The following is a 20,568-nucleotide window of genomic DNA, read 5'->3' as shown; positions in this document are numbered from 1 at the left end:
TCTCAGACCTTTTCGACTTCTGGCCGGCCCAATATGCCGGAAGGCAGGAAGATCAGCACGATGGCCAGGATCGAGAACGCCGCGACGTCCTTGTAGTCGATCGAGAAATAGGCCGACCACATGCTCTCGATGAAGCCGATCATCAGCCCGCCGACCACCGCCCCAGGCAGCGAACCAATGCCGCCCAGCACCGCCGCCGTGAAGGCCTTCACGCCCGGCGTGAAGCCATCCGAGAAGGCAATGACGCCGTAATACATCAGGAACAAAGTGCCGGCGACTGCGGCGAGGGCCGCACCCATGATGAAGGTGATCGAGATGGTACGGTCGACATCGATGCCGAGCAGCGCCGCCATCTTGCGGTCCTGCTCACAGGCCCGTTGCGCTCGCCCGAGCGAGGTCTTGTTGACCAGATACCAGAACAGCGCCAGCAGCAGCGCCGTGACGACGACGATGATGATCTGCTTCAGCGACACGCTGATGCCGTTGATGTTGTAAACCTGGCTGACCATCGGCGGGATCGGCTTGTTGCGTGGACCCTGCGTCACCTGGACGAAGTTCGACAGCGCGATCGACATGCCGATGGCAGTGATCAGCGGGGCCAGTCGGAACGAACCGCGCAACGGCCGGTAGGCGACCTTTTCGATCGTCCAGTTATAGAGGCTGGTGAGCAGCATCGCCACGATCATCATGATCAGCAGCGCCAGCACAACCGGCACCGAATAGAACAGCGCGCCAAGGGCGAGGAAGACGATCAGTGCCGTGAAGGCACCCACCATGAAGATGTCGCCATGGGCGAAATTGATCATGCCGATGATGCCGTAGACCATCGTGTAGCCGATCGCGATCAGCCCATAGATCGATCCCAGCGTCAGCCCGTTGATAAGCTGCTGGACAAAATACTGCATGTGTACATGGCTCCCCTGGAATGTCGCCCATGCAGACGCATTCCTTTTCGTATTTCCCCTAGTCGTAAAGTTTCGAGCCCGGATTGCAACGTCATTTTTCAATCGTCATGCGTGTTTTCGAAGCACGCTGTCCGATTGCCCGTTTTCCATCATCCAGCCCCTGGACTATCGCGGACCCTACCATTGGCATAACGCAATGTCTTTGACGATTCGACCGCATCATGCGCTCCGTTTCGAAGAAATCGCCGTCAAAATTAGGTGATGAAAGGAATCCTTGCGTTTTTGGCACGATCCATTTTTCAAGCCGTTGCTTTCCGCAAGGTCAGGATCCCCATCACTTGACAACAAATCCGTGAGCGAACGGGTCGCGGTCGTCGATGAAGATGGTGTTCAGTCCGGTCATCCGCGCCCAGCCGCCGATCGAGGGAATGATGGCCGGCTTGCCGGCCACGCTGACATCCTTTTCGACCTTGCCCTTGAACAGCGAACCGATGATCGATTCATGGACGAAGCTGTCGCCGGCCTTGAGTTTGCCCTTGGCATGAAGCTGCGCCATGCGCGCCGAGGTGCCGGTGCCGCAGGGCGAGCGGTCGATCGCCTTGTCGCCGTAGAACACGGCATTGCGGGCATCCGCGCCATCCACCGTCGGCGCACCGGTCCACAGCATGTGCGACAGCCGGTTGATGCCAGGGCTCTCGGGATGGACGAAGGAATATTTCTCGTTGAGCCGCTGGCGCACCACCGGGCTCCAGGCGATGAAGTCGCCCGCCGAATAATCGGCCATGTCGCGATAGTTCTTCTGTGGTTCGACGATGGCGTAGAAGTTGCCGCCATAGGCGACATCGACGGTGATTTCGCCGAGCCCAGGGCATTCGACCGTCAGCCCCTCGGCATGGAGGAAGGACGGCACATTGGTGATGCGCACCTCCTCGACATAGTCGCCGACCTGTTTGTATTCGGCGATGACAAGGCCGGCCGGCGTGTCGAGCCGAAGCACGCCCGGCGTCTTCGGCTTGATCAGTCCGTGCTCGATGGCCATCGTCACCGTACCGATGGTGCCATGACCGCACATCGGCAGGCAGCCGGAGGTTTCAATGAACAGGATGGCGATGTCGCAATCCTCGCGCGTCGGCGGATAGAGAATCGAACCGGACATCACGTCGTGGCCGCGCGGCTCGAACATCAGCCCGGTGCGTATCCAGTCATACTCGGCCAGAAAATGCGCACGCCGCTCCATCATCGTCGCGCCCTGCAGCAGCGGGCCGCCGCCAGCGACCAGCCGCACCGGATTGCCGCAGGTGTGGCCGTCTATGCAGAAGAAGGATTTCTTGGCCATGACGCTCCTCGAAAATCAAAACCCGAAAATATCAAAATCGTTGCGGACTGAAGGGGGCCAGATCGATCGGTGGAGTCTGCCCCAGGACAAGATCCCTGATCAACCGTCCGGTGGCCGCCGCCTGGGTCAGGCCGAGATGGCCATGGCCGAAGGCATAGACCACCGACCGCTTTCCCGGCGCGCCGCCGATGACTGGCACTGAATCCGGCAGCGAGGGGCGGAACCCCATCCATTCGCGCCCACCCGAGGGATCGAGCCCCGGCAAGAATTTCTGTGCCTTCCGCAGCAGCGCTTTCGACCTGGCATAATTGGGCGGCCGCTCGATGCCGCCGAGTTCAACGGCGCCACCGACACGCAGGCCCGTTTCGAGCGGCGTGACGACGAAACCATGGCCGGAGAAGATCAGCATCCGCTTCACGTCGAAGGCACTCGTCGGCAACGTGGTGTTGTAGCCGCGCTCGGTCTCCAGCGGAATGCGATCGCCGAGCTGCCGCGCCAGCAGATGCGACCATGCGCCGGCGGCGACGACGAGGTGTCGCGCCTGCCTTGTGGTGCCGTCTGCCAACGTCAGCGTCGCACCATCCTGATCCACCGCGACTTGGCTGATTCGGGCCAGCTCAAAGCGGGCGCCCTTGGCCTGCGCATAGGCCCACACCGCCTTGCCCAGCAGTTTCGGGTCGGCGACCGTCTTCCATCCCGGCACGAACGTGCCTTTGATGAAGCGCGGCGACAGCCCCGGCTGCAAGGCGGCCAGTTCCTCGCCCTCGACATGGCGGAAACCGATGCCGAAACGCTCACGCGCCGCCCAGCCAGGCAGCCCGGCCTGAAATTCGGCTTCGCTTTCATAGAGCTCCAGTGAACCGTCCTCGCGCAGCATCGACCGCGTACCGGAGCGATCGAGCAAGCCCATCCACTCCGCCTCGGCGAGCTTCATCATGCCCGCCTGAGCGGCAAGGCTCGCCTCGTATTTCCCGGGCGCCCCGGCGCGCCAGAAGCGGATTAGCCAGGGCAGAAGCCTCGGCAGATGGGCGGGCGGAATGCTGAGCGGGCCAAGCGGATCGGCCAGCCATTTCGGCAGCTGCCGGATCATGCCCTTGTGGGCCAGCGGCAGCACGTCGGAGAAGGCGAAGGCGGCGGCATTGCCGGAGCTCGTCTCCTCGCAAATGCCGGTGCGGTCGAAGACGGTGGCCCTGCGTCCGGCCTCGGCGAGAGACGCAGCGGCACAGATGCCGATGATGCCGCCACCGATGATGGCGATGTCGATTGGAACATCGCTATTCATCTTTGTACGTCACCCCTGCATGCATGTCCCAGTCTCCGCCCCGCTCGCTTCATACCAGCTCAGAACTGCGGCAGTGTCGGCCGCACGGCGAGCGCATCCTTGACGATCTTCTCGACAGCCTTGCGGCGCTCTCCAGACAGCGGCTGGCGCGGCATGCGAACGCGGTCATTTGTGTTGATCGCGAACACTTCGGCAAGCTTGATGTTTTGGACCAGGTAAGTCGAGACATCGAGATCGAGCAGCGGCCGGAACCAGCGGTAGATGGCGAGCGCCTCCTCGCGGCGGCCCTGCTTCATCAGCTGGAATATGGCGACGGTCTCGCGCGGGAAGGCTGTGACCAGTCCCGCGACCCAGCCGATGGCGCCGACCGACAGCGCCTCGAAGGCCAGATTGTCGACGCCGGTGAACAGGTCGTAGCGGGTGCCCAGGCGATTGATGATCTCGGTCGAACGACGGATGTCGTCGGAGGATTCCTTGATCGCGACAAAGCGCTTGTCCGACGCCAGCTCCTCCATCTGGTCGACGGTGACGTCGACACGGTAGGCGAGCCGGTTCGAGTAGATCATGACCGGCAGGTCGCCCGCCTCGGCGACCGCACGAAGCGCTGCAACCGTCTCTTCCGCATTGGTGTGGTAGATCGGGCTCGGCACGACCATGAGGCCGTTGGCGCCTTCCCGGCTCGCGCGCTTGGCGATGCTGGCCGCCTCGCGTGTGCCGGCCTCGTTGACGGTCAGCAGCACCGGCTTCTTGCCGGCGACCTTCTGTGCGGTCTTCAGCACCTCGATCTTCTCGTCGGGCGACAGCATCGGCCCCTCGCCGAGCGATCCGCAGACGATGATGCCGTCGCAGCCGGCCTCCATCTGCAGGCTGAAGCAGCGCTCCATCTCGGCATGATCGAGACGATCATCCGCGGTGAATTTGGTCGTGACGGCAGGAAAAACTCCGGTCCACATGATCATCTCTCCATCTGATATATCAGTGGTATATCTATTAACAAACCCGCTGTCAATGCGGATTCCGTTATGATATATTGAAGATATATCAGGAGAGCGCATTTGATATCCACGGCAGCAAGCACCGCGACGGAGCCAGCCGCGACCAGGGCCTACCATGTGCTCGAGCACATGATCGTCACGCTCGAACTGGCCCCGGCAAGCTTCGTCACCGAGGGCGCTCTGATCGACAGGCTCGGGCTTGGCAGGACACCAGTGCGCGAGGCGATCCAGCGGTTGGCCTGGGAAGGGCTGCTTGACATCAGGCCGCGCGCCGGGATCGCCATCGCCCCGCTCCATGCCGGCGACTGGCTGCGCGTCCTCGATGCACGTCGCGGCGTCGAGGTGGTGCTCGCCCGCTCGGCCGCCCGCTTCGTCACCCGCGAAGCCGCCGACTTGTTTCACGAAGCAGCGCTCGCCATGCAGAAAGCGGTGATCTCGGGCAATGTGCTTGCCTTCATCCAGGCCGACAAGGCACTCGACGAAGCGCTGGCGCTGGCTGCCGACAATCCCTTCGCCGCCCGTTTGGCCGCCCCCTTGCAGACCCACAGCCGCCGCTTCTGGTTCCGCTACAAGGCCGAAACCGGTCTTGCCGAATCCGCCGAGCACCATGTAGCGCTGATCCGCTCGATCCTTGCGGGCGACGAAGAGGCCGCGGCCAAGGACGCCAAACGCCTGATGGCGCTGTTGCGCGGCCACGCCGAGACGGCCGCCACGCGCTGAACGTCCTTTTATATCCGGTGCGCTCTCGTCGTTGGCGCTTCCTCGAAGCTCGGGTTAAGTCCCGGGCAAGGCAGCCGCCGCCATCAACGGACCGTCCCAGCCTTCGCCTGCCGTGATGACGCAGCTCTGACCATGCGTGTCGGTGGCAAGAATTGTCCAGGTGCCCTGGTCGGAGACGAATATCTCAAGAATCAGGCTCGGGTTGACCAGGCCCCGCGCCGCTTCGCTTTCGTGGAATTTTTCCCCGAGCGCTTTGATCATATCCGCACGGGCCGCGCATTGCTCTGCCATCGCCGGGGCGGCCGGAAACGCGGAAACCGCCGCGAAAAATAGCGTTGCGACAAGACGGGTCATCTGACACCTCCTTGCGCCAGACGATGTCCCCGAAGCTGTCGCCAGCGCCGTTGCTTGATCTGCCGTACCTCCTTGCGGCAGGACTGCAAACCAAGACGGCAGATGCTACTTGGTTCCATCACATTAGCGTTCAACGGATAGGGTCGCCACCGATTGCAAAAAAACGCCCGGGCGCGAGCGCCCGAGCGTTGAATCCAAACCAATTTGTTGTCCGGCTCAGTTCATCGTCGGGATGACGAATTCGGCACCGTCCTTGATGCCGGACGGCCAGCGCGAGGTCACCGTCTTGGTCTTGGTGTAGAAGCGGAACGCGTCCGGGCCGTGCTGGTTGAGATCGCCGAAGGAAGATGCCTTCCAGCCGCCGAAGGTGTAGTAGGCGATCGGCACCGGGATCGGCACGTTGATGCCGACCATGCCGACCTGGACACGGCTTGCAAAGTCGCGCGCGGCATCGCCGTCACGGGTGAAGATGGCGACGCCATTGCCCATCTCGTGATCGTTGGCGAGCTTGATCGCGCTCTCATAGGTCGGCGCGCGCACAACAGAGAGCACCGGCCCAAAGATCTCTTCCTTGTAGATGCGCATATCGGCGGTCACGTTGTCGAACAGGCAGCCACCCATATAGTAGCCGTCTTCATAACCCTGCATCGAGAAGCCGCGGCCGTCGACGACCAGCTTGGCGCCTTCCTTGACGCCGGTGTCAACATAGCCCTTAACGCGTTCCAATGCCTGCGCCGTCACCAGCGGGCCGAAATCGGCGGAAGAGTCCGTCGAAGGACCGACCTTCAGGCTTTCAACGCGCGGGATCAGTTTTTCCATCAGCCGGTTGGCGGTATCGTTGCCGACCGGGACGGCGACCGAGATCGCCATGCACCGCTCGCCGGCCGAGCCGTAGCCGGCGCCGATCAACGCATCGACGGTCTGGTCCATGTCGGCATCGGGCATGATGATCATGTGGTTCTTGGCGCCGCCGAAGCACTGCACGCGCTTGCCGGCGGCCGTGCCGCGCGAATAGATGTAATGGGCGATCGGCGTCGAGCCGACAAAGCCGATGGCCTTGATGTCGGGATCGTCGAGGATGGCGTCGACCACGTCCTTGTCGCCGTTGACGACGTTGAGGATGCCTGCCGGCAGGCCGGCTTCGAGGAACAGTTCGGCAATGCGCATCGGCACGCCGGGATCGCGCTCCGAAGGCTTCAGGATGAAGGCGTTGCCGCAGGCGATGGCCGGCGCGATCTTCCACAGCGGGATCATTGCCGGGAAGTTGAACGGCGTGATGCCGGCGACGACGCCGAGCGGCTGGCGCATCGAATAGACGTCGATGCCGGGGCCGGCGCCGTCGGTGAATTCGCCCTTCATCATATGCGGCGCGCCGATGCAGACTTCGACCACTTCGAGGCCGCGCTGGATGTCGCCCTTGGCGTCGGCGATCGTCTTGCCATGCTCACGCGCCAGGATGTCGGCCAGTTCGTCATAGTCGCGGGCGACCAGTTCGAGAAACTTCATCAGCACGCGCACGCGGCGCTGCGGGTTGGTCGCGGCCCATTTCGGCTGCGCTGCCTTGGCATTCTCGACCGCCGCGCGCAGTTCCGCCTGCGAGGCCAGCGCCACCGTGCCGCGCACGGAGCCGTCCATCGGCTGCATGACATCCTGCTTGCGGCCGCTGGTCCCGGCGACATGCTTGCCGCCGATGAAATGACCATAGTCGATCATGATTTCTCTCCCTTGTTTGTGATGCTGCATTGTCCGCCTTTGGCCGGCGGATGGCAACGCGAGTGAGAACGCAACCGTTGTGCGGAAAGTAGATAACGAGAGGCACCTGTGCATCAATTGCCGCAAATGATAGGGTGCGCCCGTCTTTACAGGATTTCTCAAGGTTGAGCTTCGTCACACCCCCCTCTGTCCTGCCGGACATCTCCCCCGCAAGGGGGGAGATCGGATGCAGCGGTCGCTTTCGCAAATCTTCAGCTCCGCAAAAGAGGCTCTGTCAGCGGAGCTGCCAATCTCCCCCCTTGCGGGGGAGATGTCCGGCAGGACAGAGGGGGGTGGGCGGGAACGCGACGCTCGTCATTAGATCGGACCATGCCCATGAACTGGGATGACGTCCGCATCTTCCTCGCCGTGGCGCGTGCCGGCCAGATCCTTGGCGCCGCCAAGCGGCTGGAGCTCAACCACGCCACCGTCTCGCGCCGCATCGCCGCACTCGAGGAGGCGCTGCGGACAAAGCTGTTTCGTCGGCTGACGACCGGCAGCGAGTTGACCCCGGCCGGCGAGCGCTTTCTCGACATTGCCGAGCGCATGGAAGGCGACATGATCGCCGCACGTTCGACCGTTGCCGGCGAAGGCGACGATGTCTCCGGCACGGTGCGCATCGGCGCGCCGGACGGGTTTGGTGTCGCCTTCCTGGCCAAGCGCCTTGGCGCGCTGACCGCCCTGCACCGCGAGCTGACGATCCAGTTGGTGCCGGTGCCGCGCTCCTTCTCTCTGTCGCGGCGCGAGGCCGACATCGCCATCACCGTCGAGCGGCCGACGGAGGGTCGGCTGGTGGCGGGAAAGCTGGTCGACTACTCTCTCGGCCTGTTTGCCTCCCGCGCCTATGCTGACGTGCATGGTTTGCCCCAAACCGCCGCCGAGCTTGGCCAGCACACATTGATCGGCTATGTGCCGGACCTCATCGTCAGTCCCTCGCTCGACTACGCGGCCGAATTCAGCGCCGACTGGCGCACCAGCTTCGCCATCTCCTCGGCGCTCGGCCAGGCCGAAGCGGTGCGCTCGGGCGCCGGCATCGGCATCCTGCACACATTCGTCGCCCGCTCGATGCCGGAACTTGTGTCCGTCGATGCTGTCGCGCCCATCCGCCGTGCCTACTGGCTGGTCTATCACGAATCGGTCAGGCCGCTGCGCCGCGTCCAGATCGTTGCCAGCTTCATCACCAAGGCAGTGGAGCGGGAGCGAAACCTGTTTGTCTGATGCATGTCGCCCAAAAGTGATCTCGGTTTTGGGAGAACGACATGCATAAACAAAGACGCTAAAGCGCATCGCATGAATCCGATCAAACGCGATGCGCTTTAGCCGTGCCGCCTTTTCCTTGCCACAAAACCGGCCAGTGTGGCATCAGGCGTGCGGTCGCCGGCTGTGGGCGGACGCCGCGCGCAGGGACATCTTTCAGAAAGCTGGCGCGAATAGACATGCGAGCCGTTCTTGCCATCCTGCCGCTGCTTTTCGTTTCCGCATGCGCCAATCCGTGGACGAAGGCCCCGGCGGCCGAACTGCCCAAACCGATCCGCTACGCCATGGCGCGGCCTTCGCCTTTCATCTTCGGCAATTATTGCGGCCCCGGAACCCGCACCGGCGACCTCTCGGCCCGGCCGGTCAACCGCCTCGATGCTGCCTGCCAGACGCATGACGCCTGTTACATCGCCCGCCACAACCATTGCGACTGCGACGGCACCCTCGTCGCCTCGGCGAAAGCGATCCGCGACGACAAGACAGCGCCGCGTAAAATGCGCGGCGAGGCCGAACTGCTGATCGCCACCTTCACCATTCCCGTCTGCAAGGTCTTCCCGCAGGGCTTCATGCCGCCGCGCGATCCGGCGCAATTGAGCGCCCTGAAGACCGGAGCGGCCGGGTGAAGGGTCACGCATCCATCGCCATCGCTCTGTTCGGGCTGGCTGTCCTTGCCGGCTGTGCCGTCGCTGGCCGCAATGCCTGCGATCTCCTGCAAGGTCAGAGCGCTTGCGCGCGACCCGCGCTCTCCGCCGAGACAGCTGGGCCGCGGATCGCCGCCGCACAGTTTTTCGGTGACGCCGGCACCAGCGACTACGAAAAGCGGTTCCTGGCGCTGCTCGCCCGCCATCAGCTTGGCGCCATGGACCGCGCCAACGGCACCGGCCCTTTCGGCCATGACCGCCATGAGATCCGCAACAGCGATTTCCAGGAGACCTACCGGACACTGCAACAACTGGCCCGGCCGGTGGCCGAAACGCATCTGCCGCCGGCCGGCGCCAATAGCGGCGAGGGCCGTTTCGACGGACGCTGGCGGGTGTCGCGGCAGACGCTCTACATCGATGCGGCAGCGCGGCCCTCAGTGCCCAGGATCTTCGATTTCTCCGGCCTGCAGGCGCGCAGCGTCGAGATCGTGCTGCGCCAGGCTGGAAAGCAACCGGCCGACATCGAGGGCACCTGCGACGGCTCGCTGGCGATCCGTGCCGGCGGCGGTTCACGCACAATCGCCACGGGCACCGCATTCCGCTTTCGCCTGTCCGGCGAGGACGACACGGTCAGCCTGTTCCCGAGTGACGGCCTGAACCGCTGCACGGCAAGGATCCGCTCCAGCCTTGCCCCGGCCGGCGCGCCGCTCACCATCCAGCGCGAAGAGACCGCCGATCCGGCTCTCGCCGCCTTCGACAGCCGCTACGAGCGTTGCCCGACGCCAGACCCAACCGGCCTCGATCCGCTCAGCCGCGCCTTCTATGCCAGCCGCTGGCTCTCGCAGACCTGTGCCTTGCCGATCGGAAAGCCGCGCCTGCTGCGCAAATCGCGCGACGGCTTCAACGCCAAGGTCGAGGCGCTGATGGGAGCACCACTGTCCGACAGCGCCATCGACAAGGGCGACCCGGAACTGCCGCTCGATTTCTCCAGGGCGCCAAGGCTGAAGCTGATCTATCTGTCGTCGCTGGAGTTCAAGGCCGACTTCTCCGGTCGCATCATCGAGCGGTTGATCCGCCATCATGCAGCACTAGGCACCAAGGTCCGCATCATCGTCACCGACGTTCTGGAGCGCGACAAGGACGACGCCCTGCTGCACCGGCTGGCCGCCGAATTCCCCAATGTCGAATTGCAAGAATATCGCTGGCGGGCGGACCATGGCGCGCCGATCGACGAGCAGACCTCACAACTGCACAAGGTCCATCACGTCAAGATGCTGGCAACGCTTGCCGACGATCCCGGGCGCTCACGCGCCATCATCGGTGGCCGCAACATCCATGACGGCTTCCTGTTCCACCAGCCGATCGATCTGTCGCGCTATCCAGACCTTGAGCAATACGACAAGACCGACGGGTTTTCGCTGAACTACTATTCGAACTGGAGCGACTTCGACATCGAGTTCGCCGATCCGGCCACGGTCGAAACGCTGGCTGCGCATCTTTCGACAATGTGGCTGCGCGACGCCGACACCAATCTGGCGCGCCCCTTCTCCATTCCGGTCCGGTCCGACGGCGCCCGCCCGTCAGGCACGGCACGACACTTCATTTCGGTGCCTTACGAGGATGGTCATGCGCTGGAGGACTATTTCGTCGAGCTGGTCGACGCCGCCCGGCACCATATCCAGATCGTCAACCCCTACCTCAACCTGACGCCCAAGCTTGCCCAGGCTGTTGACCGGGCGCTCGCCCGCGGCGTCAGGATCGACATTGTCGGCCGCATCGATCTCAAGGGCGATATCGGCGGCAAGTTTCTCACCGCGCTCAACAAGCTGTTCGTCGAGAAATATGGCGACCGCATCAACATCCGCGAGTTCAAGTCGCCTGACGTGGTGCTGCATTCCAAGATCATGATGATCGACGAAAGGCTGGTCGCCATCTCGTCGGTCAATCTCAACAACCGCAGCTTCTTTCACGACTCGGAGAACGGCATGATGGTGCTCGATCCGGCCTTCTACACCAGGATGAAGCCGATCTATGACGACTATGTCGCCCACTCGAACCCGGTCGCCACCAATGTGACGATACCGTGGGCCTACCGGCTGCTGTTCGACGAGGACTGGGTCCGACAGGCGTTCTGACCTTCTACCGCAAATAGCGCTCCTGCGCGAGGTCGCGGACGTCGATGTCGGGCACCCGGCTGGAGATGATGTCGGCCAGCACCTTGCCCGAGCCGCAAGCCATGGTCCAGCCGAGCGTGCCGTGGCCGGTGTTGAGATAGAGATTGGAGAGCTCGGTGCGGCCGATCAGCGGCGGACCGTCCGGCGTCATCGGCCGCAGCCCGCACCAGAACGTCGCGTCCCGCATCGCGCCGGCGCCCGGAAAGAGATCGCCGACCGAGTGTTCCAGCGTGCGCCGCCGCGATTCGTGCAGCCTGAGGTCGAAGCCGGAAATCTCGGCCGTACCGCCAACCCGGATGCGGTCGCCGAGCCGGGTGATCGCCACCTTGTAGGTCTCGTCCATCACCGTCGACACCGGCGCCGCGGCAGCGTCCTTGATCGGCACGGTGATCGAATAACCCTTTACCGGATAGACCGGGATCGGCCGCTTCACCCGGCGCATGAAACCTGCCGAATAACTGCCCAGCGCCATCACATAGGCGTCGGCGGCCTTCCAGCCCTTGCTGGTGCTGAGATTGGCAATGCGGTTACGGCTGCGGATGACCCGCCAGATCGTCACGTCGTATTCGAACTTGACGCCGCGCGCCACGCAAAGCTCGGCCAGCCTGTCGGTGAACATCTTGCAGTCGCCGGTCTCGTCGTGCGGCAGCCTGAGGCCGCCGACGAACTTTTCGCGCACCCCGGCAAGGCCAGGCTCAGCCGCGATGCAGCCGTCCTGGTCGAGGATCTCGTTAGGCACGCCGTACTTCTTCAGCACCTCGACATCGCCGCCGGTGCCGTCGAGCTGCTTTTGCGTACGGAACAGCTGCAGCGTGCCCTGGGTACGCTCGTCATAGGCGATGCCGGTCGCTTCGCGCAGCGCCTTCAGCGTGTCGCGGCTGTATTCGGCGAGCGGCACCATGCGCGCCTTGTTGATCGCATAGCGCTCGGCCGTGCAGTTGCGCAGCATCTTGATCAGCCATGTCCACATATGCGGGTCGAAGGCCGGCCGCACCACCAGCGGGCCATGCTTCATCAGCAGCCATTTGATCGCCTTCAGCGGAATGCCGGGTCCGGCCCAGGGCGAGGCGTAGCCGGGCGAAATCTCGCCGGCATTGGCGAAGCTGGTTTCCAGCGCCGGGCCTTTCTGGCGGTCGAGAACCGTCACCTCGTGGCCGGCCTCGGCAAGGAAGTACGCCGTGGTCACTCCGATGACGCCGCCGCCCAGCACCATGATCTTCATCGTTCACTCCTTGCGGCGCGCAGCACGTCCTTGGGGACGCCTGGACGCGGCCGCATTTCCGATTTGCGCACGATCCCCGGCGAAAATCGATGCTGACTTTCGGGATCGTGCAGTGTTGCCTGTTCACGCCGCCGTGGGACCGGGGTCGTCATCCCCTGTCTGCCGCATTCCGGCCCTTTCGCCAAGGGGCCGCCAATCGGCTGCGGCGCTGTAGACGAGGGTGAGCCCATGCGGCCGTCGCGCCTCGACTTGGGATCTCTCCCTGACGGCACGCCGCGCGGCCTCCGGCTGGTAGAGCACGGTTGCGACCAGGACCGACTCCCGCCTGCCGTCGGCCTGTTCGATCCATGCAGTCCGGCCCTCGGCCATGCCGAGCATGCAAAGCCCCCGCCTTGTCATGATCGACAGGCTGGAGCCGACCGGACCGCGCACCTCGTTCTGCACCAGGGTCCGGGTCTGGGCAGGGCCGGCATCGACACGAAACACCAGCCTGCTGTTCAGCGTCACGATATCGGATCCGACCGAATCGATCGCGACGACCTCGGCTTTGGAAAGCTTGTCTTCAAGCATTGGAACAATCGGATCCGCGAAAGCCCGCCGACGCTCCAACATGATCTCGAGGACGGCGAAGTCCTTTGTCGTCAGCCGGAAATTCGCGCCTGTCATCGCCGTCTCCATGATCAGGACCCTTCCCGCCCGCAGGCCGGCGCATCGACCACTTCGATGGTCGCCGACAGTTTCCGGCCGCCACGACTGCTCCAGCGCACTGTCTGCCCGATGGTGGCGCCGATGAGCGCCGTCCCCAACGGCGTCAGCACCGAGATCCTGTTTTCACTGATGTCGGCATCGCCGGGATAGACCAGTGTGATGCGCTCCCCGCCATCGTTGCGGATTGTCACCGTCGAACCCATCCGCACCACGTTGGCCGGCATGGAAGCCGCTGCCGTGACGATGGCGCGGTCCATTTCCGAAAGCAGTTCTTCGGCCGTCTCGGGCACGCGGTCGAGCGACGCCCGCGCCAGGCCGGTCAGCCTGTGGTGGTCGGCATCGCTGACCAGAGGCCGGCTCGGTGGACGCAATCCTGTTGCATGTTGCATGGCAAACCTCGATGACTTGGCGCATCGAACAGACGCGCGCCTGCCGCCGCACGAACGGTGGCTTGATGAAAAGCCGGCAGCCGCGAAGCTGTCTGGCTCGGGAATGATGATCAGGTAGAAATGCCCCGGTTCGGACGAACGCCAAAAGGCGACCGCGCCGGGGCTACGATCCCGCGATCGGGCAGACCCTGAACAAGGTTCTGATATAAGCTGGGTTGCTCATGCAAGGAGCCTTGCCGACAGGCGTCCGCTTGTCAAGCGTGGCCAAACCGCTCAACCGCCGACATAGCGCCGATGGAAGCGCGAGCCGAGGCTGGTCAGAATCTCGTAGCCGATGGTGCCGGCATGGCCGGCAGCGTCGTCGACACTTTGCGAGGGACCGAGCAGTTCGACGAGATCACCCTCGCGCAGCCTGCCGGCCGGCAGGGCGGAAATGTCGAGAACGATCGAATCCATCGACACCCGCCCGAGGAAAGGCAGCCGCACGCCCTCGAACCAGGCGGCGGACGCGGCGCGGCGTTGCCAGCCATCCGCGTAGCCGAACGAAATCGTCGCCAGCCTGAGCGGGCCTTGCGCATGATAGGTGTGGCCATAGCCGACGCCCGCGCCCTTTTCGACGCTGCGCGTCTGTGCCACCTTTGCCTGAAGCCGCACCACCGGCAGCATCGGATTGGGCTTGGCCGGCGTCGGATTGATGCCGTAGAGGGCGGCACCGGGGCGGGCGAGATCGTAGTAAAAGCGCTCCCCAAGAAAGATGCCGGAGGAATTGGTCAGCGATGCCGGCGCCTCCGGCAGCATCTTGCGCAGCCGCTCGAATGCCAGCCGCTGCCGCTCATTGGCCGGGTGCTCCGGCTCGTCGGCGCAGGCCAGATGACTCATCACGAACCGGATGTCGATGCCGTCGAAGGCCTGCGGATCGGCGGCAACGCGCTCCACATCCCGGGGCGCCATGCCGAGCCGCGACATGCCGCTGTCGACCTGGATCGCGGCCGGCAGTTTTCGGCCGGCGCGGCGAGCCGCCACACGCCAGGCCACCAGTTGCTCGGGGCTGTTAATGACAGCGCAAACGTCCGCTGCCACGGCGTCCGTCTCGGCACTGGACGGAATGCCGTTCAACACGAAAATGGCAGGGCCCGGACCAAGCGAGCGGCGCAGGGCCACGCCTTCGCCCAGAAGCGCAACGAAGAAGACATCGCAGCCTTCGCGCAGCAGCGCCGCCGCGACCTGGCCGGCGCCAACGCCGTAGCCGTCCGCCTTGAGCACACCGGCGCAGGCAACATCGCCCAACCGCGCTTTCAGCCGCCGGTAGTTTTCACGGATTGCACCGAGATCGATGGTGAGGATGGCCCCAGCCGCCACTTCGCTTGTGGCGGTGACCTCTTCTGGCGGCGGCTTTTGGGGGGCGTCGTTCATGGCGACCCTTCGCGTGGTAGTGGATACATCAATAGGACCGCCGGGCCGGCGCGGCAACCGCGGTTGTTGTATAGCGGCTATTGCACCAGATGCCGGAACGCCGCCACCACATCCTCATAGACATGGCGCTTGAACGGCACGATCAGGTCGGGCAAATCCTGCATAGGCCGCCATGCCCATTCGTCGAACTCTGCGGTGTGGCCGCCCGGCGGCGGGTTGATCTGGATCTCGCTGGTGTCGCCGTGGAAGCGAAAGGCGAACCATTTCTGCGTCTGGCCGCGATACCGGCCCTTGAAGGCGATGCCGACGAGATGGTCCGGCAAATCATAGTTGATCCAGTCCGGCGCCTCGGCCAGCAGCGAGACGCCTCGCATGCCGGTCTCCTCATGGAGTTCGCGCTCGGCCGCCTGCAGCGGCTCCTCGCCCTTGTCGATACCGCCTTGCGGCATCTGCCAGAGCTGCGTCGTGCCGGCAAATTCGCTGTCCGGTTCGGCAATCCGGTGCCCGACCCAGACCAGGCCCTGGGCATTGAGGATCATCAGCCCGACACAGGGACGGTAAGGCAGCGTTTCGCGGTCGATCTTTTTAGCCATGCGTGATGGGGTCCAGCCGTTTTGAGAATTCGCTCCGGTGAGGCAGGTGGCGAGCGGTTTCGAGAACCGGAGCGGAGCGTACTTAAAGTACGTGAGCACCGGAAGCGCAGAAAACGTCGCCAGATGCCCGCCGGAGTAGAATTATCAAGACGGCTGTTAGCCTTTTTGGGGGTCAATGGCCACCGCTGAAATCGGCACGATCTCGATGCCGCGCTTCTTGGCTTCGACCACCCAGGACGACACGGTATCGACCGTCAGGTCGAAGGCCGAACCGATGCCGACGGCAGTGCCTTTGGCCCGCGCGGTCGCCTCCAGGCTGTCGAGCTTCTTCAGGATTTCGCCGCGATCCTGCACGGCATCGATCGCCATGTCGCCGGAGACGAAGGGCACGCCATCCCTGAGCGCCAGGTCCGGCGCCAGGCTGCGAGCCGACGAGCCGTCATCGATATAGGCGAGGCCGCGTTTGCCGAGCTCGGCGATGAACGGCTCCATCGCCGCCGCGTCGGCGGAAAAGCGGGCGCCCATATAGTTCATGACGCCGGTGTAGTTGGTCGTCCGCGACAGCGCCCAGTGCAGGCTCTTCAGGTTCTCATCCGCGCTCGCCGCCACCGTCAGCGTGTTGCGTCCCGGATTGACCTTGGGATAGTCGAACGGTTCGAGCGGCACCTGCATGACGATCTCGTGGCCGCTCTGCCTGGCTGCCTGCATCCAGCGGCCGATGCTGTTGCCTTGCGGCGCGAAAGCCAGCGTCACTTCCGCCGGCAGCTTGGCGATGGCCGCCTGGGTGCCGGTCTGCGAAACCGAAAGCCCGCCGATGACGATCGCCACCCGTGCGCCGCGCCCGCCCGACCAGGGCCGCGCATAGACGTCGAACGGCCGCCTGCCATCGGCGGCGCGCACCGGCAAAGGCCCGGTCTCGCTGGCTTCGATCAGCGCCTTGTCTGGAATGTGCGCGATCTTCAGGTTCTGGCCGATGGTCGACGGATCGCGAATGACGATCGCTGCCTTGGGCGGCCCATCGCCCTCCTCCGTCTGCACATGGATGATCTGCGGCCCGCCTGATTTGACCGGCGCCTCCGGCTTCGGTGCCGCCGGGGCCAATGCAGGCGGCGCGGCGGCAGGCTCGGCGGCCGCGGTCACTTTCGGTGTTGAAACGGCAACCTCTTGCGGCTTTCGAAACGGCTTTTCCCTGAGCGCGATCGCGCCGGAGACGCCTGCCACCGCCAGCACGGCCACGGTCGCCATGATCGCACCGCCGCTGAGCTTGCCGGCGGCGCGCGGCGGCCGGACTGCCTGTCCGAGCGGGCGTTCGATGTCCTTGCCGATGTCAGCCAAGCCTAATCCCCGGGCGCATGGCTCCGAAGGCGAAGCCGCTTCGAAAGGACATGCGCGAATTCATCAATCCCGGCGCACCCCGCGCCATGTCTCGGGAGCATTGCCTCACCCCCCGAATCAAACTGCCGGAACCTTTCGGTCCCGGCAGCATCGCATTGCTTCCATCAGGCTCAAACAGAAAGATGGAGTGGCGCGTGGCCGCTCCAGATCCTTACTGGTTGAGAACCGCCTTTTGCGGATTGGGCGGGAAGGCCGGATCGGTCTTCTGGCCGCGCAGCAGCTGCTCGGCATAGATGAGCTGCAGATCGTCTTTCGGATCCGGCGGCACATAGGCTGCCGAGCCCGAACCGGTCGTGCTCTCATCGGCGCCCTTGATATGGCCCTTGAGGTCGGATTCGCCGCGCGTCAGGTCCCTGCCCTGCAGTTCCGGCGGCAGCGGCTGGTCGACCTTGATGTCGGGCGTGATGCCCTTGCCCTGGATCGACTTGCCGGACGGCGTGTAATAGAGCGCCGTCGTCAGCCTGAGCGCACCATTCTCGCCGAGCGGAATGATGGTCTGCACCGAACCCTTGCCGAAGGACTGCGTGCCGACCACCGTGACGCGGCGCAGGTCCTGCAGCGCGCCGGCGACGATTTCCGATGCACTGGCCGAACCGCCATTGACCAGGACGATCATCGGCTTGCCGTTGATGTCGTCGACCTGCTTGGGCTTGGCGTCGAAGCGGGTGACGTCCTTGGGGTCGCGGCCACGCGTCGAAACGATCTCGCCGCGGTTGAGGAAGGCATCGGACACGCTCACCGCCTGATCGAGCAGGCCACCCGGATTGAGGCGGAGATCCAGAACGTAGCCCTTCAGCTTGTCGTCGGGAATCTGCTTCTTGATGGTGTCGATGGCGTTCTCGAGGTCGTCATAGGTCTTTTCGGTGAAGGAGGTGATCTTCATGTAGCCGATGTCGTTCTCGACCCGGAACTTGACCGCCTTGACCTTGATGATGTCGCGCACGACCGTCAGTTCGATCGGCTTGTCGGCGCCCTGGCGCAGGATGGTCAGCTTGATCGGCGTGTTGACCAGGCCGCGCATCTTGTCGACCGCATCGTTGAGGGTCAGGCCGCGAACCTCTTCGCCATCGATCTTGGCGATGTAGTCGCCGGCCAGCACGCCTGCCTTGGCGGCCGGTGTGTCGTCGATCGGCGTGATCACCTTGACCAGATCGTTCTCCATGGTGACTTCGATGCCGAGGCCGCCAAACTCGCCCTTGGTCTGGACGCGCATATCCTGCGCCTGCTCGGCATTCATGTAGGAGGAGTGCGGGTCAAGCGAGGCCAGCATGCCGTTGATGGCGTTCTCGACCAGCGACTTGTCGTCGGGCGGTGTCACATACTGTGCCCGCACCCGCTCGAAGATATCGCCGAAGATCGCCAGTTGCTTGTAGGTCTCCGACCCTGCAGCGTTCGCCGCCGAGCCGGGTGCGCCATAGACCAGGCTCATGGCGGACGCGCCCATCAGCGCACCGGCAAACAGAAGCGACAGTTTCCGCATTATTCACGTCCTTCCAGAAAAACGGTCCGCCCACCATGGGGCCGGATCGACGGGTTTTCCATCCTTGCGGAACTCGACATAGAGTTCCGGCGTGGCATTTCCATTCTTCGAAACCGAGGTGCTCGCCACCCGGGCCTCTCCCATCGCACCGATCGGCTCTCCTGCAAGCACTGATTGACCGGTCGCGACGCTGATTCTGCTCATCCCCGCCAAAACGACATGATAGCCGTCGCCTGCGTTCAGGATCAAGAGTTGACCATAAGAGCGAAACGGCCCCGCATAAAGCACATTTCCATCCGCCGGCGCGGTGACGATGGCTCCCGATTGTGTCGCAACCATGTCGCCAAGCATCACTGCGCCGTTACCGCCATCGGCGCCGTATCGCCGTTTGATGCGGCCGGTCACCGGCAGCGCGATCTGTCCTTGCAAGGCTGAAAAGGGTGCCGCGGCGGCAAGTTGGTTGCCTTCCGGCACCGGCAGCGACGCCAATTCCGCCGGCGCAGATGCGTTGTCGCCATCCGCCGTCTTCTGCTCGGCGGCCTTGGCCGCATCGGCGGCCTTGCGGCTCTTGTCGGCCTGCGCTTCGAGCGAGGCGATCAACTCTTTCAGGCTGCCGGCCTTGGCCGCCAGCGCTTCGGATCGCTGCTTTTCCGCGGCCATTTGCGTTTGCGTGTCGGCTTCGAGCTTCTGCTTGGCCTCCAGCAGCATGCCGAGCCGCTTCTTTTCCGCCGTCTGGTCGCCGACCGCCGCCGTCAACCGCGCCCGTTCGGCCTCGATCGACGCCGTAATCCTGGTTTGTTCCTTGAGATCGCCAAGCAGGCTATCGGTCTGCTGGCGCAGTTCGGGCACCACCGCGCCGAGCAGGATGGCGCTGCGCACCGACGACAGCGCGTCCTCGGGCTTGACCAGGATCGCCGGCGGCGGGTTGAGGCCCATGCGCTGCAGCGCGCCCAGCACTTCGGCCAGAACGTCGCGCCGCGCCATCAGCGAGGCGCGGATCTTCTGCTCTTGGCCCTTCAGCCCTTCCAGCCTGGCGCCGATGTCCTCGATGTCCTGGCCGAGCTTCTGTTCGGTCATCGCCGACTGGATCAATGCGGCGGTGATCGAGGCGTGATCCTTCTTGATCGTCGCGATGTCGGCGGAGAGCTTGGCCAATCGTTCGGACGACAGCGTGATCTCCTTCGAGACCCGTTCGTATTCGGCCCGGCTCTGATCCGGATCGGGAGCCATGTCGAGCGTGTTTTCGGCCCGCCCAGCATGCAGCGACAGCACAAGCGCCGCCGCCGCGATGCCGCAGCGTGCGCGCCAGGAGCCCGTTCTTGATTTTCTGTCTCCAGACATTGAAGCCCGACTCTATGCGTGGCTTCGTTAACGAACAATCAACCATGTTCGAAACCGCCCACTCGATGCAATCTTGCCTCGGCATTGGGGCGGAAATCCGGGTGTGTCGCACCAATTCACCGGTTTACGAGCGATGGTAGGGATGTCCCGAAAGGATGGTGGCCACACGATAAAGCTGCTCTCCCAGCATCACGCGCACCAGTTGATGCGGCCATGTCAGCAATCCGAACGACATCACCAGTTCGGCCTGGTCGCGCAGCGACTGATCGTGGCCGTCGGCGCCGCCGATGGCGATGACCAACGCCTTGCGGCCACCGTCACGCAACAGGCCGAGGCGCCCGGCGAAATCTTCCGAGGAAAAGCTTTTGCCGCGTTCGTCAAGGAGGATCAAAGCGGTTCCGGGCTGCAACTGCGTCTGCAGTTTCTGGCCTTCCTCACGCCGCCGCTCGTTGGCGGTCTGGCCGCGCCCCTCGGCAATCTCGGCAATGCCGCCAAATTCAAGCCCCACTACCGGGCCGCTCTTGGCGAAACGCTCGAAATAGCGGTCGGCCAGCAGCTTTTCGGGGCCGGCTTTCATCCGGCCCACGGCATGAACTGATATCTTCATCCTC

The 20,568-nt window shown here is 64.0% G+C and carries 19 protein-coding genes; 4 read left to right on the top strand and 15 right to left on the bottom strand.

Annotated elements, in window-relative coordinates:
• Positions 1-2: 2 nt before the first annotated feature.
• The 4 genes from NKJ00_RS06050 to NKJ00_RS06035 all read right to left on the bottom strand — a co-directional run bounded on the left by NKJ00_RS06050 (position 3) and on the right by NKJ00_RS06035 (position 4,476).
• The gene (locus tag NKJ00_RS06050; RefSeq protein WP_013529092.1) at positions 3-905 is read right to left on the bottom strand and encodes a branched-chain amino acid ABC transporter permease; all 903 of its coding nucleotides are present in this window, start codon (positions 903-905) and stop codon (positions 3-5) included.
• A 334-nt stretch (positions 906-1,239) separates the two neighbouring features.
• Complete coding sequence (locus NKJ00_RS06045) at positions 1,240-2,241, bottom strand: 4-hydroxyproline epimerase (RefSeq protein WP_352440984.1); 1,002 nt, start codon at positions 2,239-2,241, stop codon at positions 1,240-1,242.
• A 31-nt stretch (positions 2,242-2,272) separates the two neighbouring features.
• The gene (locus NKJ00_RS06040) at positions 2,273-3,523 is read right to left on the bottom strand and encodes an NAD(P)/FAD-dependent oxidoreductase (RefSeq protein WP_352440985.1); all 1,251 of its coding nucleotides are present in this window, start codon (positions 3,521-3,523) and stop codon (positions 2,273-2,275) included.
• 59 nt (positions 3,524-3,582) lie between these two features.
• On the bottom strand, positions 3,583-4,476 hold the full coding sequence (locus NKJ00_RS06035) for a dihydrodipicolinate synthase family protein (RefSeq protein WP_023811799.1): 894 nt from the start codon (positions 4,474-4,476) through the stop codon (positions 3,583-3,585).
• A gap of 102 nt (positions 4,477-4,578) precedes the next feature.
• On the opposite strand from NKJ00_RS06035, the gene NKJ00_RS06030 reads away from it, so the two are divergent.
• Positions 4,579-5,238, top strand: coding sequence for a GntR family transcriptional regulator (locus tag NKJ00_RS06030; protein ID WP_023811798.1), 660 nt, complete (start codon positions 4,579-4,581; stop codon positions 5,236-5,238).
• A gap of 54 nt (positions 5,239-5,292) precedes the next feature.
• On the opposite strand, the gene NKJ00_RS06025 is transcribed toward NKJ00_RS06030, so the two are convergent.
• Both NKJ00_RS06025 and NKJ00_RS06020 read right to left on the bottom strand, forming a co-directional pair.
• On the bottom strand, positions 5,293-5,592 hold the full coding sequence (locus tag NKJ00_RS06025; protein ID WP_023811797.1) for a hypothetical protein: 300 nt from the start codon (positions 5,590-5,592) through the stop codon (positions 5,293-5,295).
• Positions 5,593-5,808: 216 nt separating this feature from the next.
• Complete coding sequence (locus NKJ00_RS06020) at positions 5,809-7,305, bottom strand: CoA-acylating methylmalonate-semialdehyde dehydrogenase (protein ID WP_023811796.1); 1,497 nt, start codon at positions 7,303-7,305, stop codon at positions 5,809-5,811.
• 375 nt (positions 7,306-7,680) lie between these two features.
• Here NKJ00_RS06020 and NKJ00_RS06015 point away from each other — a divergent pair, with 375 nt between their 5' ends.
• The 3 genes from NKJ00_RS06015 to NKJ00_RS06005 all read left to right on the top strand — a co-directional run bounded on the left by NKJ00_RS06015 (position 7,681) and on the right by NKJ00_RS06005 (position 11,377).
• A complete protein-coding gene (locus tag NKJ00_RS06015; RefSeq protein WP_352629156.1) occupies positions 7,681-8,562 on the top strand; it encodes a LysR family transcriptional regulator in 882 nt (293 codons plus the stop codon).
• A 218-nt stretch (positions 8,563-8,780) separates the two neighbouring features.
• On the top strand, positions 8,781-9,224 hold the full coding sequence (locus NKJ00_RS06010; protein ID WP_352629154.1) for a phospholipase A2 family protein: 444 nt from the start codon (positions 8,781-8,783) through the stop codon (positions 9,222-9,224).
• Positions 9,221-11,377: a phospholipase D-like domain-containing protein gene (locus NKJ00_RS06005; protein WP_352629152.1), complete on the top strand. Its 2,157-nt coding sequence runs from the start codon at positions 9,221-9,223 to the stop codon at positions 11,375-11,377. Before NKJ00_RS06010 ends, NKJ00_RS06005 begins: the two co-directional genes overlap by 4 nt.
• Positions 11,378-11,381: 4 nt before the next feature.
• Here NKJ00_RS06005 and NKJ00_RS06000 read toward each other — a convergent pair whose 3' ends face one another.
• The 9 genes from NKJ00_RS06000 to rlmH form a co-directional block, all read right to left on the bottom strand.
• Entirely contained in the window at positions 11,382-12,638 is a 1,257-nt protein-coding gene (locus NKJ00_RS06000) for a D-amino acid dehydrogenase (RefSeq protein WP_352629150.1), read from the bottom strand.
• A gap of 123 nt (positions 12,639-12,761) precedes the next feature.
• Positions 12,762-13,316 (bottom strand): GreA/GreB family elongation factor, encoded by a 555-nt coding sequence (locus NKJ00_RS05995; protein ID WP_352554279.1) that lies wholly within the window; start codon positions 13,314-13,316, stop codon positions 12,762-12,764.
• A 2-nt stretch (positions 13,317-13,318) separates the two neighbouring features.
• Positions 13,319-13,735, bottom strand: coding sequence for a nucleoside diphosphate kinase regulator (rnk, locus tag NKJ00_RS05990; RefSeq protein WP_352629148.1), 417 nt, complete (start codon positions 13,733-13,735; stop codon positions 13,319-13,321).
• Between the two features lie 273 nt (positions 13,736-14,008).
• Positions 14,009-15,148 (bottom strand): alanine racemase, encoded by a 1,140-nt coding sequence (gene alr / locus NKJ00_RS05985; RefSeq protein WP_352629146.1) that lies wholly within the window; start codon positions 15,146-15,148, stop codon positions 14,009-14,011.
• Between the two features lie 77 nt (positions 15,149-15,225).
• Positions 15,226-15,741: an RNA pyrophosphohydrolase gene (locus NKJ00_RS05980; RefSeq protein ID WP_352629144.1), complete on the bottom strand. Its 516-nt coding sequence runs from the start codon at positions 15,739-15,741 to the stop codon at positions 15,226-15,228.
• A 156-nt stretch (positions 15,742-15,897) separates the two neighbouring features.
• Positions 15,898-17,076, bottom strand: coding sequence for a divergent polysaccharide deacetylase family protein (locus NKJ00_RS05975; protein ID WP_127296238.1), 1,179 nt, complete (start codon positions 17,074-17,076; stop codon positions 15,898-15,900).
• 211 nt (positions 17,077-17,287) lie between these two features.
• Positions 17,288-18,619 (bottom strand): S41 family peptidase, encoded by a 1,332-nt coding sequence (locus tag NKJ00_RS05970; protein WP_023811786.1) that lies wholly within the window; start codon positions 18,617-18,619, stop codon positions 17,288-17,290.
• Positions 18,620-19,957, bottom strand: coding sequence for a murein hydrolase activator EnvC family protein (locus NKJ00_RS05965; RefSeq protein WP_352629142.1), 1,338 nt, complete (start codon positions 19,955-19,957; stop codon positions 18,620-18,622).
• Positions 19,958-20,081: 124 nt separating this feature from the next.
• Positions 20,082-20,564, bottom strand: coding sequence for a 23S rRNA (pseudouridine(1915)-N(3))-methyltransferase RlmH (gene rlmH / locus NKJ00_RS05960; protein WP_023811784.1), 483 nt, complete (start codon positions 20,562-20,564; stop codon positions 20,082-20,084).
• Positions 20,565-20,568 lie beyond the last annotated feature (4 nt).

The sequence above is a fragment of the Mesorhizobium sp. M0227 genome (assembly GCF_040321855.1).
In the GTDB taxonomy this organism is placed as follows: Bacteria; Pseudomonadota; Alphaproteobacteria; order Rhizobiales; family Rhizobiaceae; genus Mesorhizobium.
Note: the sequence above shows the minus strand (reverse complement) of the source record. Positions and strands in the feature narration are given on the sequence as shown.

Excerpts from the sequence above, each read along its gene's own strand:
- NKJ00_RS06020 (WP_023811796.1), bottom strand. The coding sequence starts at position 7,305 with ATGATCGACTATGGTCATTTCATCGGCGGCAAGCATGTCGCCGGGACC.
- NKJ00_RS05980 (WP_352629144.1), bottom strand. The coding sequence starts at position 15,741 with ATGGCTAAAAAGATCGACCGCGAAACGCTGCCTTACCGTCCCTGTGTC.
- NKJ00_RS05965 (WP_352629142.1), bottom strand. The coding sequence starts at position 19,957 with ATGTCTGGAGACAGAAAATCAAGAACGGGCTCCTGGCGCGCACGCTGC.
- NKJ00_RS06035 (WP_023811799.1), bottom strand. The coding sequence starts at position 4,476 with ATGTGGACCGGAGTTTTTCCTGCCGTCACGACCAAATTCACCGCGGAT.
- NKJ00_RS06015 (WP_352629156.1), top strand. The coding sequence starts at position 7,681 with ATGAACTGGGATGACGTCCGCATCTTCCTCGCCGTGGCGCGTGCCGGC.
- NKJ00_RS06000 (WP_352629150.1), bottom strand. The coding sequence starts at position 12,638 with ATGAAGATCATGGTGCTGGGCGGCGGCGTCATCGGAGTGACCACGGCG.
- NKJ00_RS06025 (WP_023811797.1), bottom strand. The coding sequence starts at position 5,592 with ATGACCCGTCTTGTCGCAACGCTATTTTTCGCGGCGGTTTCCGCGTTT.
- rlmH (WP_023811784.1), bottom strand. The coding sequence starts at position 20,564 with ATGAAGATATCAGTTCATGCCGTGGGCCGGATGAAAGCCGGCCCCGAA.
- NKJ00_RS06050 (WP_013529092.1), bottom strand. The coding sequence starts at position 905 with ATGCAGTATTTTGTCCAGCAGCTTATCAACGGGCTGACGCTGGGATCG.
- NKJ00_RS06040 (WP_352440985.1), bottom strand. The coding sequence starts at position 3,523 with ATGAATAGCGATGTTCCAATCGACATCGCCATCATCGGTGGCGGCATC.
- NKJ00_RS05995 (WP_352554279.1), bottom strand. The coding sequence starts at position 13,316 with ATGGAGACGGCGATGACAGGCGCGAATTTCCGGCTGACGACAAAGGAC.
- alr (WP_352629146.1), bottom strand. The coding sequence starts at position 15,148 with ATGAACGACGCCCCCCAAAAGCCGCCGCCAGAAGAGGTCACCGCCACA.
- NKJ00_RS06010 (WP_352629154.1), top strand. The coding sequence starts at position 8,781 with ATGCGAGCCGTTCTTGCCATCCTGCCGCTGCTTTTCGTTTCCGCATGC.
- NKJ00_RS06045 (WP_352440984.1), bottom strand. The coding sequence starts at position 2,241 with ATGGCCAAGAAATCCTTCTTCTGCATAGACGGCCACACCTGCGGCAAT.
- rnk (WP_352629148.1), bottom strand. The coding sequence starts at position 13,735 with ATGCAACATGCAACAGGATTGCGTCCACCGAGCCGGCCTCTGGTCAGC.